Source organism: Streptomyces sp. bgisy159 (assembly GCF_965341775.1).
Classification (GTDB): domain Bacteria; phylum Actinomycetota; class Actinomycetes; order Streptomycetales; family Streptomycetaceae; genus Streptomyces.
Genome location: NZ_CBDQZH010000015.1, coordinates 153596 through 171323, shown reverse-complemented (window position 1 = coordinate 171323; position 17728 = coordinate 153596). Strand labels below are relative to the sequence as shown.

17 protein-coding genes and 1 riboswitch are annotated in these 17728 nt (G+C 70.9%); of the genes, 12 read left to right on the top strand and 5 right to left on the bottom strand.

Translation table 11 applies throughout. From position 1 onward, the window contains the following. The first annotated feature begins 169 nt into the window (after positions 1-169). The 11 genes from ACSLTV_RS17550 (at position 170) to ACSLTV_RS17500 (ending at position 10798) form a co-directional block, all read left to right on the top strand. Positions 170-778: a CDP-alcohol phosphatidyltransferase family protein gene (locus tag ACSLTV_RS17550; protein ID WP_432139024.1), complete on the top strand. Its 609-nt coding sequence runs from the start codon at positions 170-172 to the stop codon at positions 776-778. A 114-nt stretch (positions 779-892) separates the two neighbouring features. Further along, complete coding sequence (locus ACSLTV_RS17545) at positions 893-3388, top strand: sugar phosphate nucleotidyltransferase (RefSeq protein WP_432139023.1); 2496 nt, start codon at positions 893-895, stop codon at positions 3386-3388. A gap of 98 nt (positions 3389-3486) precedes the next feature. After that, the gene (locus tag ACSLTV_RS17540; protein ID WP_432139022.1) at positions 3487-4392 is read left to right on the top strand and encodes a DUF881 domain-containing protein; all 906 of its coding nucleotides are present in this window, start codon (positions 3487-3489) and stop codon (positions 4390-4392) included. Further along, positions 4389-4721 (top strand): small basic family protein, encoded by a 333-nt coding sequence (locus tag ACSLTV_RS17535; RefSeq protein ID WP_006134295.1) that lies wholly within the window; start codon positions 4389-4391, stop codon positions 4719-4721. The genes ACSLTV_RS17540 and ACSLTV_RS17535 overlap by 4 nt, the downstream gene beginning before the upstream one ends. Before the next feature lie 5 nt (positions 4722-4726). Continuing rightward, entirely contained in the window at positions 4727-5596 is an 870-nt protein-coding gene (locus ACSLTV_RS17530) for a DUF881 domain-containing protein (protein ID WP_432139021.1), read from the top strand. Positions 5597-5678: 82 nt separating this feature from the next. Continuing rightward, positions 5679-6563 carry an FHA domain-containing protein gene (locus ACSLTV_RS17525; RefSeq protein WP_432139028.1) on the top strand — a complete coding sequence of 295 codons (885 nt, stop codon included), beginning with the start codon at positions 5679-5681 and terminating at the stop codon, positions 6561-6563. A 41-nt stretch (positions 6564-6604) separates the two neighbouring features. Further along, positions 6605-7342, top strand: coding sequence for a transcriptional regulator FtsR (gene ftsR, locus ACSLTV_RS17520; protein WP_432139020.1), 738 nt, complete (start codon positions 6605-6607; stop codon positions 7340-7342). Positions 7343-7421: 79 nt separating this feature from the next. Next, positions 7422-7895 carry a bifunctional nuclease family protein gene (locus ACSLTV_RS17515; protein WP_030833746.1) on the top strand — a complete coding sequence of 158 codons (474 nt, stop codon included), beginning with the start codon at positions 7422-7424 and terminating at the stop codon, positions 7893-7895. A gap of 244 nt (positions 7896-8139) precedes the next feature. Beyond that, positions 8140-8784 (top strand): MerR family transcriptional regulator, encoded by a 645-nt coding sequence (locus ACSLTV_RS17510; protein WP_432139019.1) that lies wholly within the window; start codon positions 8140-8142, stop codon positions 8782-8784. A gap of 68 nt (positions 8785-8852) precedes the next feature. Then, positions 8853-10346, top strand: a complete 1494-nt coding sequence (locus tag ACSLTV_RS17505; protein WP_432139018.1) for a DNA polymerase IV — start codon at positions 8853-8855, stop codon at positions 10344-10346. Continuing rightward, on the top strand, positions 10343-10798 hold the full coding sequence (locus tag ACSLTV_RS17500; RefSeq protein ID WP_435612443.1) for a nucleotidyltransferase domain-containing protein: 456 nt from the start codon (positions 10343-10345) through the stop codon (positions 10796-10798). The genes ACSLTV_RS17505 and ACSLTV_RS17500 overlap by 4 nt, the downstream gene beginning before the upstream one ends. Here ACSLTV_RS17500 and ACSLTV_RS17495 read toward each other — a convergent pair. Next, complete coding sequence (locus tag ACSLTV_RS17495) at positions 10795-11169, bottom strand: PRC-barrel domain-containing protein (RefSeq protein WP_432139016.1); 375 nt, start codon at positions 11167-11169, stop codon at positions 10795-10797. The two genes, ACSLTV_RS17500 and ACSLTV_RS17495, sit on opposite strands and share 4 nt — an antisense overlap. Before the next feature lie 114 nt (positions 11170-11283). Continuing rightward, positions 11284-11380: riboswitch (glycine riboswitch) on the top strand. Between the two features lie 176 nt (positions 11381-11556). Between ACSLTV_RS17495 and gcvP the strand changes: the two genes are divergently transcribed. Beyond that, positions 11557-14442 carry an aminomethyl-transferring glycine dehydrogenase gene (gene gcvP / locus ACSLTV_RS17490; protein WP_435612442.1) on the top strand — a complete coding sequence of 962 codons (2886 nt, stop codon included), beginning with the start codon at positions 11557-11559 and terminating at the stop codon, positions 14440-14442. A gap of 49 nt (positions 14443-14491) precedes the next feature. Here gcvP and ACSLTV_RS17485 read toward each other — a convergent pair whose 3' ends face one another. From ACSLTV_RS17485 to modA, 4 genes are read right to left on the bottom strand one after another with little or no spacing between them, the layout of a single operon-like run. Next, positions 14492-14914: a TOBE domain-containing protein gene (locus ACSLTV_RS17485; protein WP_432139014.1), complete on the bottom strand. Its 423-nt coding sequence runs from the start codon at positions 14912-14914 to the stop codon at positions 14492-14494. Between the two features lie 29 nt (positions 14915-14943). Then, positions 14944-16041 carry an ABC transporter ATP-binding protein gene (locus tag ACSLTV_RS17480; protein ID WP_432139013.1) on the bottom strand — a complete coding sequence of 366 codons (1098 nt, stop codon included), beginning with the start codon at positions 16039-16041 and terminating at the stop codon, positions 14944-14946. Beyond that, on the bottom strand, positions 16038-16865 hold the full coding sequence (gene modB / locus ACSLTV_RS17475; protein WP_432157082.1) for a molybdate ABC transporter permease subunit: 828 nt from the start codon (positions 16863-16865) through the stop codon (positions 16038-16040). The genes ACSLTV_RS17480 and modB overlap by 4 nt, the downstream gene beginning before the upstream one ends. After that, positions 16862-17683, bottom strand: coding sequence for a molybdate ABC transporter substrate-binding protein (gene modA / locus ACSLTV_RS17470; protein WP_432139011.1), 822 nt, complete (start codon positions 17681-17683; stop codon positions 16862-16864). The genes modB and modA overlap by 4 nt, the downstream gene beginning before the upstream one ends. Between the last annotated feature and the right edge of the window lie 45 nt (positions 17684-17728).

The window sequence follows — 17728 nt, the reverse complement described above, 5'->3', positions numbered from 1 at the left end:
CTCACAGCGCCGATGGTACTGCAGGGGGGACCCTGTGGGAGAGTAGGACGCCGCCGAACTCCTTTTACAGCTCCGGCTCCTGGGCACACAGCCCAGGAGCCGGAGCTTTTTTGCGTTGAGGTAGGGTCAGGGGGCATCGTTGGTTCGTTTTCCTACTGGAGGCCCCCGGGTGGAGGTCCAGGAGACCCGCGTCCAGACAGACCGGGTCCTCACGATCCCGAACATCCTCAGCATGGCGCGTCTCGTCGGCGTGCCCCTCTTTCTGTGGCTCATCCTCAGGCCCGAGTTCGGAGGGCCCAACAGCGACGGATGGGCCCTGCTGGTGCTGGCTCTGAGCGGGATCAGCGACTATCTGGACGGCAAGCTCGCGCGACGCTGGAACCAGGTCAGCAGCCTGGGCCGGCTCCTCGACCCCGCGGCCGACCGGCTCTACATTCTGTCGACTCTCGTCGGTCTGACCTGGCGGGAGATTCTTCCGCTCTGGCTGACCGCCGTACTGTTGGCGCGCGAGCTGGTTCTGCTGGTCATGGTGGGCATCCTCCGGCGGCACGGCTATCCGCCGCCGCAGGTGAACTTCCTCGGGAAGGCCGCCACGTTCAACCTGATGTACGCCTTCCCGCTCCTTCTCCTGAGCGACGGGCACGGGTGGATCTCGTCAGTCGCTGCTGTTTTCGGCTGGGCGTTCGCAGGGTGGGGTACAACCCTGTACTGGTGGGCAGGAGTCCTCTACGTGGTACAGGTCCGCCGCTTGGTCCGTGCGGACGCCATGGCCGACTGAGCCCGTCGACGATGACGGCAGCAGTGGCTCGATGGCCCGCCGGAGAAAAGTGCGGGACAATCTGACGGGTGAAGTCGGCTAGACCGTCGTCTCTTCAAGGAGGACGCTTCCGACATGAAGGCCGTCGTGATGGCCGGTGGCGAAGGCACGCGCCTGCGCCCCATGACCTCAAGCATGCCCAAGCCGCTCCTGCCGGTCGCCAACCGGCCGATCATGGAGCACGTTCTGCGGCTGCTCAAGAGGCATGGCCTCAACGAGACCGTCGTAACCGTGCAGTTCCTGGCGTCACTGGTCAAGAACTACTTCGGTGACGGCGAAGAGCTCGGAATGGAGCTCACGTATGCCAACGAGGAGAAGCCACTCGGTACCGCCGGAAGTGTCAAGAACGCCGAGGAGGCGTTGAAGGACGACGCCTTCCTGGTGATTTCCGGCGATGCACTCACCGACTTCGACCTCACCGAGCTGATCAACTTCCACAAGGAAAAGGGCGCGCTGGTCACGGTCTGTCTGACCCGTGTGCCCAATCCGCTGGAGTTCGGGATCACCATCGTCGACGACGAGGGCCGGGTCGAGCGTTTCCTGGAGAAGCCGACCTGGGGACAGGTCTTCTCGGACACCGTCAACACGGGCATCTACGTCATGGAGCCCGAAGTGTTCGACTACGTCGAGGCGGACGTACCCGTCGACTGGTCCGGAGACGTCTTCCCGCAGCTCATGAAGGAAGGCAAGCCGATCTACGGCTTTGTCGCCGAGGGCTACTGGGAGGACGTCGGCACTCACGAGAGCTACGTGAAGGCGCAGGCCGACGTCCTGGAGGGCAAGGTCGACGTCGACATCGACGGCTTCGAGATCTCCCCCGGGGTGTGGGTCGCCGAGGGCGCCGAAGTGCATCCCGACGCCGTTCTGCGGGGGCCCCTCTACATCGGCGACTACGCCAAGGTGGAGGCCGGCGCGGAAATCCGCGAGCACACCGTCGTCGGCTCGAACGTCGTCGTCAAGAGCGGTGCCTTCCTGCACAAGGCCGTCGTCCACGACAACGTCTATGTCGGGCCCCACAGCAATCTGCGCGGGTGCGTCGTCGGCAAGAACACCGACATCATGCGGGCGGCCCGGATCGAGGACGGCGCCGTCATCGGTGACGAATGCCTGATCGGCGAGGAATCGATCGTTCAGGGCAATGTGCGGGTGTACCCCTTCAAGACCATCGAGGCGGGTGCGTTCGTCAACAACTCGGTGATCTGGGAATCCCGAGGACAGGCGCATCTCTTCGGCGCCCGCGGGGTGTCCGGGATCCTCAACGTCGAGATCACGCCCGAGCTGGCCGTCCGGCTCGCCGGCGCCTACGCGACCACCTTGAAGAAGGGGTCGACGGTCACCACGGCCCGCGACCACTCCCGCGGTGCCCGTGCGCTGAAGCGGGCGGTGATCTCCGCGCTGCAGGCCAGCGCCATCGACGTACGGGACCTGGAGAACGTACCCCTGCCCGTGGCGCGGCAGCAGACCGCGCGGGGGAGCGCCGGCGGCATCATGATCCGGACCTCGCCCGGAGTACCGGACTCCGTCGACATCATGTTCTTCGACGGTCAGGGCGCCGACCTGTCGCAGGCCAGCCAGCGCAAGCTGGACCGGGTGTTCGCGCGGCAGGAGTACCGGCGTGCGTTCCCCGGGGAGATCGGCGACCTGCACTTCCCGGCCAGCGTCTTCGACTCGTACACCGGGTCCCTGCTGCGGAACGTCGACATCGCGGGGATCGCCGAATCCGGGCTGAAGGTCGTGGTGGACGCGTCGAACGGCAGTGCCGGACTCGTACTGCCGAGCCTGCTGGGCAAGCTCGGCGTGGACTCGCTGACCATCAACCCGGGTCTGGACGAGTCCCGGCCGACCGAGACGGCCGATATGCGGCGCCGGGGTCTGGTGCGGCTCGGGGAGATAGTGGCGTCGTCGCGGGCCGCTTTCGGTGTGCGGTTCGACCCCGTCGGCGAACGGCTCTCCCTGGTGGACGAGAAGGGCCGGATCATCGAGGACGACCGGGCACTGCTGGTGATGCTCGACCTGGTGGCCGCCGAGCGGCGCAGCGGGCGCGTGGCCCTGCCGGTGACTACCACCCGGATCGCGGAGCAGGTCGCGGCGTACCACGGGACCCAGGTGGAGTGGACGACGACGTCGCCCGACGACCTGACCCGTGTGGGGCGTGACGAGTCGACGATCTTCGGCGGCGACGGCAAGGGCGGCTTCATCGTCCCGGACTTCAGCAGCGTGTTCGACGGGACGGCGGCGTTCGTGCGGTTGATCGGCCTGGTGGCGCGGACACAGCTCACGCTGAGCCAGATCGACGCGCGGATCCCGCGTGCGCACGTCCTCAAGCGTGATCTGGCGACCCCGTGGGCCGTCAAGGGCCTGGTGATGCGGCGGGTCGTCGAGGCGGCCGGAGACCGGTTCGTGGACACCACCGACGGCGTGCGGGTGGTCGAGACCGACGGCCGGTGGGTGATGGTGCTGCCCGACCCGGCCGAGGCGGTCACGCATCTGTGGGCCGAGGGGCCGGACGACGCGTCCGCGCAGGCCCTGCTCGACGAGTGGTCCGCCATCGTGGACAGCGCCGGGCGCTGAGCGGCGTAGCACGCGCGCGTGCCGGACAGGTGTCCCCCCGGGGGCCTGTCCGGCACATCGGTGGGGCCGTTCGGAGGTAGCGGACGTAACGTGCGACGATGTGCGGCATGCCGCAGCCGCCCCCCGTTCGGAGCACACCCGCGCGTCCCCCGCGCCCGGACGCGTCCATGTCGCTGCTCACCAACGTCATGGACCACAGCCTCGACGACGGCTATGCCGAGGCCGCCGCCCGGAAGAACGGCGAGGGCGGTCTGCCCAAGACGCTGCGGGCCAAGCTGGGGCTCGCTGCGGGACTGGTGCTGGCGGCCCTCGTCGTGACCGTGGGCGCGGCCCAGGCGCGCGTGGCGGCCCCGGTGGTCGCCAAGGAGCGCGAGGAGCTGATCGACCGCATCGACCGTGAGACGGACGCGGTCGACGACCTGGAGAAGTCCGTGGACGAGCTGCGCGCCGACGTCGGCGCGCGGCAGCGCGAGGCGCTCAAGGACAGCGGCGGCGGTGACCGCGCGTCGCTGGTGGGCGTCCTGTCGGGAGCGGTGCCGGTGCACGGGCCGGGCGTGAAGTTGGTCGTGGACGACGCCGAGGAGGCCGGTACCTCCGGCGGCGGCGACCCTCGTGACTCGGCCGGGTTCTCGGACACCGGGCGGGTGCGTGACCGTGACATGCAACGCGTGGTGAACGGGCTGTGGGAGTCGGGTGCCGAGGCCATTTCCATCAACGGGCAGCGACTGACCGCGCTGTCGGCGATCAGGGCTGCGGGTGACGCCATACTGGTCGACAACAAACCGCTCGTGCCGCCGTACACGGTGCTGGCGGTGGGGGACGGGGACCGGTTGAGGACCCGGTTCCAGAACAGTGCCGACGGGCTGTATCTGGACGCCCTGCAGGAGAACTTCGGCATCCGCACCGCGATCTCCGTGGAGGACGACCTCCGGCTGCCCGCGGCGCCGAGTGTGATCGTACGAACAGCACAGCCGACAAGTGGGACGGAGAAGGGCACATCGTGATCGCCGTACTGGGCCTCATCGTGGGAGTGGTGGCCGGGCTGTTGGTCCGGCCCGAGGTGCCGGCGGTCGTCGAGCCCTATCTGCCGATCGCCGTCGTGGCGGCCCTGGACGCCGTCTTCGGCGGGCTGCGCGCCATGCTCGACGGCATCTTCGACGACAAGGTCTTCGTCGTGTCGTTCCTGTCGAACGTGGTGGTGGCCGCCCTGATCGTCTTCCTGGGAGACAAGCTGGGCGTGGGGGCGCAGCTGTCCACGGGCGTGGTAGTCGTCCTGGGCATCCGTATCTTCTCCAATGCCGCGGCGATCCGCCGGCATGTGTTCCGGGCGTGAGGCCGATGCACAACCACGACGGCAACCAGGACGGCAACGAGCAGGAAGGCCGGGACGAGGCGCCCCCGCACCCGCTGCGCAGGGAACTGCCCGCGGAGGTGCCGGCACCCCCGGACGAGCCGCACGCGCGCGTGGAGAGCGGCGAGCCGGAGCTGACCGGGCGCCAGCGGCTGGTGAAGGGACTGTGGCCGCCGCGGGTCAGCCGCGCCCAACTGATCGTCGCGGTGCTGTTGTTCGGGCTGGGATTCGGCCTGGCGGTACAGGTCGCCTCGAACAGTGACACCGACAACGCGCTGCGCGGGGCACGTCAGGAGGATCTCGTTCGCATCCTCGATGAACTCGATGACCGCAGTCAGCGTCTTGAGGACGAGAAGCAGGGACTCGAGCAGCAGCGTCGGGAGTTGGAGAACAGTTCCGACCAGGCCGAGGAGGCGCGCAGGCAGACGGCCGAGAGGGAACGCCAACTCGGCATTCTGGCGGGCACGGTGGCGGCTCAGGGTCCCGGCATCACCATGACCATCGAGGACACGAAGGGGACGGTCGAGGCGGACATGCTGCTCGACGCGATCCAGGAACTGCGCGCCGCCGGCGCGGAGGCGATCCAGGTGAACGGCGTGCGCGTCGTCGCCGACACGTATCTGTCGGAGTCCGGCAAGAGCGTGAGCGTCGACGGGAACAAGATCACCTCCCCTTATCGTTTCAAGGTCATCGGCAAGCCGCAGGACCTCGAACCGGCGCTCAACATCCCTGGAGGCGTGGTGCAGACTCTTGAGAAGGAGCAGGCCATCGTTACCGTGGAGCGGTCGACCAAGATCGTTGTGGACGCCTTGCGGGCGGCGGAGCAGCCTGACTACGCTCGGTCGTCCTCCCGGTGAAGCGGGGGTGCATGGGGGCCGTCCGGCAGGGGCATGAGGTTGCGGGGGGTCGGCGCACCGATCTGGGGGTGCGTGGTGGAAACTGTCTGGTGGATACGGACGTTGTGCAGGTGTCCGGGTCGGCCGGTGTATTCGTTCAGGGTTCGTCCTGCCCCACGGGCGGGTCTGTTTCGGTCAAGGGGAATCGCCCGTGAAGTTGTTTGCGAAGTTGTTCGGCAAGAGCGCGCGAGAGGGTGGCGAGAACGCGACCGCGCGTCATCGCGCGCAGCCTGACGCGGAGGGTCAGCGGCCGCTGTTCCGGGACCAGGTGCCCGGTCCGGGCGGCGACACTTCCGGAGGTCAGGGCGCGCCGTCTGTTGACCCTGCCCAGTCCGGCGGCATAGGTTTCGGACAACCGTCAACCTCAAGTACGGGTGGAGGGTTTTCCCCTATGTCGGCCCTTGTGTGTTCGAGGTGCGGTAACCGCAACGCGGAAAGCAGCCGTTTCTGCTCCAACTGCGGTGCTCCGCTGCGTCCGGGCCTCACGCCCGAGCGTGCGTCGGAGACGACCTCCACCATCTCCATCTCCGGTCTTGAGGCGTACGACTCCGAGACCACCGGCCAGACGCAGTTGCCGGCTCTCTCGCCCGAGGCGCAGGCCGCGGTCGACGCGCTGCCGCTCGGCTCCGCGCTGCTGGTGGTGCGCCGGGGACCGAACTCCGGCAGCCGCTTCCTCCTGGACGGCGACCTGACCACGGCCGGCCGTCATCCGCAGAGCGACATCTTCCTGGACGACGTGACCGTCTCGCGCCGCCATGTGGAGTTCCGGCGCGGCCCGGACGGCTCGTTCACGGTGGCCGACGTCGGCAGTCTCAACGGCACCTACGTCAATCGCGAACGCATCGACCAGGTCGCTCTGTCGAACGGTGACGAGGTCCAGATCGGCAAGTACCGGCTGGTCTTCTACGCGAGCCAGCGGGGCTACTGACCTCCCCCGGACACTGTCCGGGGGAAACCCAGGGAAGGTCCATGCTTCGAACACCGAGGGGCGGTGCCGGCCACGGCACCGCCGCCGCGGACGGCGGCCCGATGAGCATCGGCACGGTGCTCAACCTGCTGCGCGACGAGTTCCCGGACATCACCATCTCCAAGATCCGCTTCCTGGAGTCGGAGGGGCTCGTCGAGCCGCAGCGCACCCCCTCGGGGTACCGGAAGTTCAGCGCGGAGGACGTCGAACGCCTGGGATACGTACTGCGGATGCAGCGGGACCACTACCTGCCGTTGAAGGTGATCCGGGAGCACCTGGACGCGATGGAGCGCGGCGAGTCCGTACCACTGCCCTCGCTGGGCGGGCAGCGGGACGGAGAGACACTCGTGGAGCAGGGGGACGGGCCCACGGCCGCCCGGATCGGCCGGGAGGAGCTGCTGGCGGCCGCCGGGATCGGTGAGCGGGAACTGGCGGAGTGGGAGGCCTACGGGCTGGTCGTGCCCCTGGAGGACGGGGTCTACGACGCGGAGGCGGCCACCGTGGCCGCGCTGGTCGCCGAGCTGGGACGGTTCGGCATCGAGCCGAGGCACCTACGGGTGATGAAGGCGGCGGCGGACCGGGAGGCCGGTCTGGTGGACCAGGTGGTGGCCCCGCTCAAGCGGCACCGCAATCCGCAGACCAGGGCCCATGCGGAAGCCCGCGCCAAGGAGCTGGCGGGGCTCACCGTCAGACTGCACGCGGCGCTGGTGCAGACCGCGCTCGGAGTGCGGCTGCCCTGAGGCGTTCGCCCTCGGCGGATCGGGCGCGCGTTCCCGGCCCGACTACCCAAACGTCTCGGACACGGCCTAGGGTTGCTGTGTGAACGAGCTCGATGTCGTAGGTGTCCGGGTCGAGATGCCCTCCAACCAACCGATCGTGCTCCTGCGTGAAGTGGGAGGCGACCGCTACCTCCCCATCTGGATCGGGCCGGGGGAGGCGACGGCGATCGCCTTCGCCCAGCAGGGCATGGCCCCCGCCCGGCCGCTGACGCACGACCTTTTCAAGGACGTGCTGGAGGCCGTCGGCCAGGAGCTCACCGAAGTGCGCATCACGGACCTGCGGGAAGGTGTCTTCTACGCGGAGCTGGTCTTCGCCAGCGGCGTGGAGGTCAGCGCCCGTCCCTCCGATGCCATAGCGCTGGCCCTGCGCACCGGTACGCCGATCTACGGCAGCGACACGGTGCTGGACGACGCGGGTATCGCGATCCCCGACGAGCAGGAGGACGAGGTGGAGAAGTTCCGCGAGTTCCTCGACCAGATCTCGCCCGAGGACTTCGGTTCCAGCAACCAGTAGGCGCCTACGAGGCGGCCGTGCGGTGTGGGAGTGCCGCTCGTGCCGCCGGGCCCGGCAATTGCCACCGGCGCATGAGAGCGTCCTACGGCCCCCGATCAACGCATTCGGCTAGCCTTTCCCCGCGGTGGGGTACGGGAAACCACTCCTTGGGTGATTATCACTCGGCGTGCCGAGTGTGGCGATCGTTGACGCACCCCCGGTGACTGCCTACCGTCGAGAATGCAGGTCAAGGACGGAGGTCGGCGTGAGAAGCAGCGGCGACGGTACGGCTGGGGGTGCCCCTGGACGTGAGTTCGGGGGGAACGCTCCGTACCGCTTTCCCGGTGGCGCGGCCGATCACGCTCCGCAGCGACCCACGGCCGTGCCGAGCGGCGGAGGGGTGGCGTCCATGGCGTCCGAGCAGATCGGCTATCGCGGCCCGACGGCCTGTGCGGCCGCCGGGATCACCTACCGGCAACTCGACTACTGGGCCCGCACCGGGCTCGTCGAGCCGAGCGTCCGCCCGGCGTACGGATCGGGAACGCAGAGGCTGTACAGCTTCCGCGACGTCGTCGTCCTCAAGATCGTCAAGCGCTTTCTGGATACCGGCGTCTCGCTGCAGAACATCCGCACCGCCGTGCAGCATCTCAGAGAACGCGGTTTCCGCGACCTGGAGCGCATGACGCTGATGAGCGACGGTGCCACGGTCTACGAGTGCACCTCGCCGGACGAGGTCCACACGCTGCTCCAAGGTGGCCAGGGCGTCTTCGGGATCGCCGTGGGCGTCGTGTGGCGGGACGTGGAAAGCGCCCTGTCACAGCTGCACGGGGAGCGCGTCGACACCGGCGAGACGCTGGTCGGCCACAACCCCGCCGACGAGCTGGCGCGACGGCGCAACCGCGCGGTCTGACCCGCCGGGCGACATCGCGGCCGGGGGCCGCGGGGCCGTTGTCAGTGGCGTGGTGCAGCATCGGAGATGTGAGAAACGCGCCCACCATCCTGCATCTCGACATGGATGCCTTCTTCGCCCAGGCGGAGCAGGCGTCCAAGCCGAGTCTGCGCGGGAAGGCCGTGGTGGTGGGCGGCCTCGGGCCGCGCGGCGTGGTGGCCACCGCGTCCTACGAGGCCCGGGTGTTCGGGGTGCATTCGGCGATGCCCATGGCCCAGGCGCGCCGCCTCGCCCCGAACGCGGCCTATCTCTTTCCACGGGGGGCGTTCTACCGGTCGATCAGCGACCAGGTGATGGCATTGCTGCGGATGCTGTCACCGCTGGTGGAGCCGTTGAGCCTGGACGAGGCCTTCGTGGACCTGGAAGCCGGGGGAGCAGCCTGGGACAGCGAGTCGGCGCTCCTGGCGGGGACGCGGCTGCGCGCGGACATCCGGGCGACCACCGGGCTCACCGGGTCGGTGGGGTTGGCGGTGTCGAAAATGCTCGCCAAGATCGCCTCCGAACAGGCCAAGCCGGACGGGCTGGTGCTCATCGAGCCCGGTACCGAGCGGGCGCTGCTCGGGCCGATGTCCGTGCGCACCCTGCCCGGGGTGGGGCCGGCGACCGGGGACCATCTGCGGCGGGCCGGGATCACCACCGTCGACGAGCTGGTCGAGGCGGGCGAGGGCGAACTGGTGCGGCTGCTGGGGAAGGCCCACGGGCAGGGCTTGTACGCCATGGCGCTGGCGCGGGACGAGCGACCGGTGGTGGCCGAGCGGGAGGCCAAGTCCGTCTCGGTCGAGGACACGTACGACGTGGACATCCACGACCGGGCCCGGGTCGCCTCGGAAGTGCGGCGACTGGCCGACCGGTGCGTGCGACGGTTGCGCGGGGCGGGCCTGTCGGGACGGACGATCGTGCTGAAGGTGCGGCGGTACGACTTCTCCACGCTCACCCGCTCCGAGACGCTGCGCGGACCCACCGACGATCCGGCGGTGGTGCGCGAGGCGGCGGCCCGGCTGCTGGACTCCGTCGACACGACCGGCGGAGTGCGGCTGCTGGGCGTGGGGGTTTCGGGCCTCGCCGACTACACCCAGGAGGACCTGTTCGCCCAGGCCGCCGAGGAGGGTGCCGACGGGCCGGAGGAAGAGGCGCCGGGGGAGGAGGCGGAACCGGCCGGGCCGACGCCGTCCGAGCACCACTGGCGCCCGGGGAACGATGTACGGCACGCCGAGTTCGGGCACGGATGGGTGCAGGGCAGCGGGCTCGGACGGGTGACCGTGCGGTTCGAGACGCCGACGGACCGGGTGCCGGGGCGGGTGCGCACGTTCCGGGCCGACGATCCGGACCTGGAGCCGGCGGAGCCGTTGCCCCTGGTGCCGGAGAGGCCGGAGACGGGTGAGGCCCGGGAGCCGCAGGCCGGTGCGGGGGAGAGGACGCGGCCGTCCGTGCGGGGAGAGGCGCGGACGGGGTCGGCTGCCAAGCCTCCGAAGGGGGCGGAGCGGGTGCCGCACGACGGGGTCGAGGGGAGGGCCGTCACATGACCGGGACGGATGTGTCACCGGAGCGGGCCGGTGAGATCGGCCGGGTGTGCGAGCGGGTCACGCGGTGGGCCGCGGGGCGGGCGGACGTGGTGGGGCTCTTGCTCGTCGGATCGTGTGCGCGGGGAGAGGCGCGGATGGACTCCGACGTGGATCTGGTCCTGCTGACGACCCACCGTGCGCGGTACGCCGACGGAAGCGCTCTCGGCGCCGGTCTCGGCCTCGGAGAACCGGTGCGGACGAGAAGCTGGGGGCCCATCACCGAGTGGCGGTATGCCGACGGCTCGGGGCTGGAGATCGAGTTGGGCGTCGGCTCGCCGGCCTGGGCCGCCACCGACCCCGTGGACGCGGGGACGCGCCGCGTCGTCTCCGGCGGGGCACGGGCCCTGTACGACCCGGAGGGAATCCTCGCGGCGCTGATCGGGCAGTGCGGGGGCGTCCGCCGGGGCGACTAGGACTCGTCCGTGTCGCCGGCCAGGTGCCCGAAGTCGCGGTCGGCGAGCGCGGACGGACCGGCCACGTCGAGGCCGTAGTGGTGGTAGAGCTGGAGCTCCTGTTCCGGGGAGAGGTGGCGGCCCACCCCGAAGTCGGGCGCGTCCTTGATCAGGGCGCGGTCGTAGGGGATCCTCAGGGCGCCCTCGATCAGCTCGCTGGGCTCCAGCGGGACGAAGGCGTCCCTGCTGAACAGGCCGGTGCGTATGGCCGCCCACTCCGGAACACCGGTCGCGTCGTCGAGGTAGACCTCGTCGATCGTGCCGATCTTGGTGCCATTGCGGTCGAACGCCTTGCGGCCGATCAGGTAGCGCGGATCGATGTCGGTGCGCACGGTCCCTCCACATGGTCGCAACTCATCCGTAAGCACTACAAAAGAGCACAATCAGCGCGATGGCCACTCGAAAGCTGCGGCGTTGACCTCGCTGGTAGGCTGACAAGCGGCTGCTGACCCCGTGCGGGAGAGTCCTCCGGAACACCATCGGAGGCGCCGAAGGAGCAAATCCTCCCCGGAATCTCTCAGGCTCACGTACCGCACGGACGAGGTCACTCTGGAAAGCAGGGCGGGTGTCGACGGCTTCCGCTCTCACCGACGGTGAAAACCGGCCGCCCGCGGGCGCCCCGGTGAAGCTCTCAGGTTGAGATGACAGAGGGGGAGGCCGTCGGGACACCTGCGCCGTGGTGTCCCTCGAAGGTCGCGTCAGACCAGGAGGCCTCCGCCATGACCGCCCACCGCACTCCGCTCTCCGAACTGGAGCAAGGGATCCCCTTCGAGCAGCGCCACATCGGGCCCGACCAGGAGGCGCGGGCCAAGATGCTCGCCCAGGTCGGGTACGGCTCGCTGGACGAACTGACCGCCGCCGCGGTCCCGGACGTCATCAAGAACGCCGACGCGCTGGACCTTCCCGGCGCCCGCACCGAGGCCGAGGTGCTCGCCGAGCTGCGCTCGCTCGCCGACTCCAACCAGGTCCTCGGCTCGATGATCGGCCTCGGCTACCACGGCACGTTCACCCCGCCGGTCATTCTGCGCAACGTCATGGAGAACCCGGCCTGGTACACGGCGTACACGCCCTACCAGCCGGAGATCTCCCAGGGGCGGCTGGAAGCGCTGCTGAACTTCCAGACGATGGTCGCCGACCTCACCGGGCTGCCCACCTCCGGCGCGTCCCTGCTGGACGAGGGCACGGCCGCCGCCGAGGCCATGGCACTGTCCCGGCGCATGGGCAGGAACAAGAAGGGCCTGTTCCTGGTCGATGCGGACGCGCTGCCGCAGACCATCGCCGTGATCGAGACCCGCGCCGAGCCGACCGGCGTCGAGGTCGTCGTCGCCGACCTCAGCGAGGGCATTCCCGCCGACATCGCCGCGCGGGAGATCAACGGTGTGCTGATCCAGTACCCCGGCGCGTCCGGCGCGGTGCGCGACATCGAGGCGCTCATCGCCCAGGCGCACGACCTCGGTGCGCTGGTCACCGTCGCCGCCGACCTGCTCGCGCTGACCCTGCTGAAGTCCCCGGGCGAGCTCGGCGCGGACATCGCGGTCGGCACCACACAGCGGTTCGGTGTGCCGATGGGCTTCGGCGGACCCCACGCCGGCTACATGGCCGTCCATGAGAAGTTCGCGCGCAGCCTGCCCGGGCGGCTCGTGGGCGTGTCCGTGGACGCGGACGGGAACAGGGCCTACCGGCTGGCGCTGCAGACGCGTGAGCAGCACATCCGCCGGGAGAAGGCGACCAGCAACATCTGCACCGCGCAGGTGCTGCTCGCGGTGATGGCCGGCATGTACGCCGTCTACCACGGGCCCGAAGGGCTGCGGACGATCGCGCGGCGCACGCACCGGTACGCCGCGATCCTGGCCGCGGGGCTCGCCGCCGGCGGCGTCGAGGTCGTGCACGGGCGGTTCTTCGACACCGTGACCGCGCGGGTGTCCGGTAAGGCCGCCCAGGTCGTCACGGTCGCGCGGGAGAACGGCGTCAACCTGCGCCTGGTCGACGCCGACCACGTCTCGGCCGCCTGCGACGAGACCACCACGCGCGCCCAGCTGGCCGCGGTGTGGGCGGCGTTCGGGGTCGACGGGGACGTCGAGGCGCTGGACGCGGCCGTCGAGGACGCCCTTCCGGCGGCGCTGCTGCGCGACGACGAGGTCCTCACGCACCCCGTCTTCCACCAGCACCGGTCCGAGACCGCGATGCTGCGCTACCTGCGCCGGCTCGCCGACCGCGACTACGCGCTGGACCGGGGCATGATCCCGCTGGGCTCCTGCACCATGAAGCTCAACGCGACCACCGAGATGGAGCCGGTGACCTGGCCCGAGTTCGGGCAGCTGCACCCGTTCGCGCCGGCCGAGCAGGCGGCGGGCTACCTCACGCTCATCCGCGAGCTGGAGGAACGTCTCGCCGAGGTCACCGGGTACGACAAGGTCTCCCTCCAGCCGAACGCCGGTTCGCAGGGCGAGCTGGCCGGACTGCTGGCCGTGCGCGGGTACCACCGGGCCAACGGGGACGAGCAGCGGACGGTGTGCCTGATCCCGTCGTCCGCGCACGGCACCAACGCCGCCAGCGCCGTGATGGCCGGGATGAAGGTCGTCGTCGTCAAGACCGCCGAGGACGGCGAGATCGACGTCGACGACCTGCGGGCGAAGATCGAGCGGCACCGGGACGAGCTGGCCGTGCTGATGATCACCTACCCGTCGACGCACGGCGTGTTCGAGGAGCACGTGGCCGACATCTGCGGCCGGGTGCACGAGGCGGGCGGGCAGGTGTACGTCGACGGCGCCAACCTGAACGCCCTGGTCGGCCTGGCCAAGCCCGGGCACTTCGGCGGAGACGTGTCCCACCTGAACCTGCACAAGACGTTCTGCATCCCGCACGGCGGCGGCGGCCCGGGCGTCGGCCCGGTCGCGGTGCGCGCGCACCTGGCGCCGTACCTGCCGAACCACCCGATGCAGCCCGCCGCCGGACCGGAGACCGGCGTGGGGCCGGTCTCGGCCGCGCCGTGGGGCTCCGCGGGCATCCTGCCGATCTCCTGGGCCTACGTGCGGCTGATGGGCGGCGAGGGGCTGAAGCGGGCCACCCAGGTCGCCGTGCTGTCCGCCAACTACGTCGCCAAGCGGCTGGAGCCGCACTACCCGGTGCTGTACACGGGGCCGGGCGGGCTGGTCGCGCACGAGTGCATCATCGACCTGCGGCCGCTGACGAAGGCGACCGGGGTGAGCGTCGACGACGTCGCCAAGCGCCTGATCGACTACGGCTTCCACGCGCCGACGATGTCCTTCCCGGTGGCCGGCACGCTGATGATCGAGCCCACCGAGTCGGAGGACCTGAGCGAGCTGGACCGGTTCTGCGACGCGATGATCGCGATCCGCGCGGAGATCGAGAAGGTGGGCACGGGCGAGTGGCCGGCCGAGGACAACCCGCTGCGCAACGCCCCGCACACCGCCGCCGCGCTCGGCGGGGAATGGACGCACGCGTACGCGCGCGAGGACGCCGTCTTCCCGGGCGGTGTCTCCGCCGCCGACAAGTACTGGCCGCCGGTGCGCCGGATCGACCAGGCGTTCGGTGACCGGAACCTGGTGTGCTCCTGCCCGCCGCTGGACGCGTACGAGGACTGATCCCATCGTGAAGGGCCCCCACCCGTGCCGGGTGGGGGCCCTCGGCGTGTCACGGGGTCGCGAGACCGACCTCGGTGGCCTTGATGAGGGCGACGACCGGGGTGCCGGCGGTGAGGGCGAGGTCCACGGCGGCGTCCTTGGTGATCGCGGCGGTGAGCCGGGTGCCGTCGTCGACGGCGACCTTCACCGAGGCCATGGCGGCGCCGGTGGACACCTCGGCGACCGTGCCCGGGAGCTGGTTGCGGATCGACAGGCCGGCGACCGGCTCCGTCGCCAGGGACACCTCCGTGGACTTCACCAGTGCGCGCACGGCGGAGCCCTCGGCCAGACCCAGTTCCTCGGCGGCCTCCAGGGTGATCGCGGCGGTGAGGTGGCGGCCGCCGGTCAGCAGGACGCCGACGGTGGCCATGACACCGCCGGGGGTGACGGAGGTGACCGTGCCGGGGAACTGGTTGCGGATGCTCAGCGTCATGGGCACTCACCGTAGCGGCACAGGGGCGGTCAGGCCGGGTACGCGTGGGTCTGCGTCGCCTTGACGGTCGCCCACACCCCGGCGCCCGGGTGCAGGTCGAGCTCTGCGGCGGCGACCGTGGTGAGGTCGGCGGCGAGCGGCAGGTCGCCGGTGAGGTCGGCGCGGATCCGGTCGCCGTGCGTCTCCAGGCCCGCCACCTCGCAGCGCCACAGGTTGCGGGCGCTGGCGCCCGTGGGCCGTGCGCGGTGCAGGGTGACGGCGCTCGGCGGGAACGCGACGAACGCCGGGCCGGTGAGCTGTTCGGTGGTGGTGACGGCGGGGCCGCCGTCCACGGTGACGGTATGGCCGTCGGCGTGGCCCCGGTAGAGGTTCAGGCCGACGAGCCGGGCGATGTAGTCGCTGCGGGGACGGCGGGCGATGTCGGAAGGGGCGCCCTCCTGGACGACGCGACCGCGCTCCACCACGACCAGGCGGTCGGCCAGGACCATCGCGTCCAGGGGATCGTGGGTGACGAGGACCGCGACCGCCTCGAACTCGGCGAGATGGCGGCGGAGCTGGGCGCGCACCTCCAGACGGGTGCGCGCGTCCAGAGCGGCCAGCGGTTCGTCCAGGAGGAGCAGGCGCGGGTGGGTGGCGAGGGCGCGGGCCAGGGCGACGCGTTGGGCCTGGCCGCCGGAAAGGTGGCGGGGCTTGGTGGCGGCGTGGTCGGCGAGGCCCATGCGGTCGAGCCAGGCGGCGGCCCGGCCGCGGGCCTCGCTCCTGGTGGCGCCCCTGCAGCGGGGGCCGAAGGCGACGTTGTCCAGGGCGGTGAGGTGGGGGAAGAGCAGGTAGTCCTGGAAGACGACGCCCACCGGACGGGATTCGGGCGGGGTGTCGTGCAGGGGGGCGCCGTCCAGGTGGAGGTGACCGGCGGTGAGCGGGGTGAGGCCGGCGAGGGCACGCAGCGCGGTCGTCTTGCCGGCGCCGTTGGGCCCCAGGAGGGCGACGACCTCGCCGGGGGCGGCGGTGAGGGCGATGTCGAGGTGGAAGGCCGGACGGGTGACGACCAGGTGCGCGCGCAGGCCGTCGTCGGGGCGGGGGCCCTGGGGACCCGGGAAGGGGGCTCGGGGGCGCTGGTGGCGGTTCATGGGGTCCTCAGCCAGCGGTCTCGCAGGGCTGCCAGGACCGCGATCGAGACCGCCAGGAGGACCAGGCTCAGCGCGATCGCCGCCTCCGGGTCGTTCTGGAGGGCCAGATAGACGGCCAGGGGCATGGTCTGGGTACGGCCGGGGAAGTTGCCGGCGAAGGTGATCGTGGCGCCGAACTCGCCGAGGGCGCGCGCCCAGGCCAGGACCGCGCCGGCGGCGATACCGGGGGCCACCAGGGGGAGGGTGACCCGGCGGAAGGCGGTGAAGCGTGAGGCGCCCAGCGTCATGGCGGCCTCTTCGTAGCGGGGGTCGGCGGCGCGCAGGGTGCCCTCGACGCTGATGACGAGGAACGGCATCGCCACGAACGCCTCCGCGATCACCACACCCGTCGTGGTGAAGGGCAGGGTGATCCCGAACCAGGAGTCGAGCCACCGGCCGGCCACTCCGTTGCGGCCGAGCGCGAGCAGCAGGGCGACTCCGCCCACGACCGGCGGCAGGACCAGGGGCAGGGTCACCAGCGCTCGCACCAGCCCCCTGCCGGGGAACCGGGTGCGGGCCAGGAGCCAGGCCAGTGGCACGCCCAGCACCAGGCTCACCGCCGTTGCCGCCGTGGCGCAGATCAGCGAGAGGCGCAGGGCCTCCCACACCTGTGCGCCGGTCAGCTGCTCCGGCAGGCTGCTCCAGGGCGCGCGCACCAGGAGGGCGAGCAGGGGGAGCAGGAGGAAGGCCAGGCCGAGCAGGGCGGGGAGCAGCAGGGGGAGGGGGACGCCCGGGCGTCGCGGGGAGGGCGCCCTCGCCCCTCTGGTCTTCGCCGGCGGGGTCATGGCGACTGGAACCCCGTCTCGGCGAGGGTCCGTCGGCCCTCGGTGGACCGGACCAGGGCGATGAACGCCTTCGCCGTGCCGGTGTTGCGGGAGTTCTCCAGCAGGGCGATGGGGTAGTCGTTGACGGCGCCCGCCGCCTCCGGGAAGTCCACGCCCCGCACCTTGTCGCCCGCCGCGCGCACGTCCGTGCGGTAGACGATCGCCGCGTCGGCCTCCTTGAGGGTGACCTTGGTCAGGGCGCTCTTGACGTCCTGCTCGTAGGAGACCGGGGTCAGCTCCAGGCCCGCCGCGTCAAGTGCCTTCTGCGCCGCCGCGCCGCAGGGCACCGTCCTGTCGCACAGGACGACCTTCAGGCCCGGTCCGGTGAGGTCCTTCAGCGAGGTGATCCCGTCGGGGTTGCCCGGCAGGGTGGCGATCTCCAGCCGGTTGCGGGCGAAGGTGACCGGCGCGGTGGCGGTGGCCCCGGCGTCCGTGACGGTCTTCATCGTCCGGGTGCTGGCGGCGGCGAACACGTCGGCGGGGGCGCCGCCGGTGATGCCGGCCGCGAGGGAGTCGCTGCCTCCGAAGTTGAGCACGACCTCGGTGCCGGGGTGCTGCCGCTCGAACTCCGCGCCCAGCTTCTCGAAGCTCTCCTTGAGGGAGGCGGCGGCGAACACGGTGATCGTGCCCGAGGGGCCGGACGCCCCGTCACCGGCGGCCGGGTCTGCGGATCCGTCGGCGGAACAGGCGCTCAGCGCGCCGAGCGCGAGCAGCGCCGCGGCCGCCGCGCCGGTCACCCGCAGTGGTCGCCGGGCGCGGAGCGGGGAAGAGGTCGGCACGACGGTCAACTCCTCGGTTCACGGACTCGGCGTGACGATACTGCC

Excerpts from the sequence above, each read along its gene's own strand:
- ACSLTV_RS17485 (WP_432139014.1), bottom strand. The coding sequence starts at position 14,914 with ATGACGCTGAGCATCCGCAACCAGTTCCCCGGCACGGTCACCTCCGTC.
- ftsR (WP_432139020.1), top strand. The coding sequence starts at position 6,605 with ATGCTTCGAACACCGAGGGGCGGTGCCGGCCACGGCACCGCCGCCGCG.
- ACSLTV_RS17530 (WP_432139021.1), top strand. The coding sequence starts at position 4,727 with ATGCACAACCACGACGGCAACCAGGACGGCAACGAGCAGGAAGGCCGG.
- ACSLTV_RS17500 (WP_435612443.1), top strand. The coding sequence starts at position 10,343 with ATGACCGGGACGGATGTGTCACCGGAGCGGGCCGGTGAGATCGGCCGG.
- modB (WP_432157082.1), bottom strand. The coding sequence starts at position 16,865 with ATGACCCCGCCGGCGAAGACCAGAGGGGCGAGGGCGCCCTCCCCGCGA.
- ACSLTV_RS17480 (WP_432139013.1), bottom strand. The coding sequence starts at position 16,041 with ATGAACCGCCACCAGCGCCCCCGAGCCCCCTTCCCGGGTCCCCAGGGC.
- ACSLTV_RS17545 (WP_432139023.1), top strand. The coding sequence starts at position 893 with ATGAAGGCCGTCGTGATGGCCGGTGGCGAAGGCACGCGCCTGCGCCCC.
- gcvP (WP_435612442.1), top strand. The coding sequence starts at position 11,557 with ATGACCGCCCACCGCACTCCGCTCTCCGAACTGGAGCAAGGGATCCCC.
- ACSLTV_RS17540 (WP_432139022.1), top strand. The coding sequence starts at position 3,487 with ATGTGCGGCATGCCGCAGCCGCCCCCCGTTCGGAGCACACCCGCGCGT.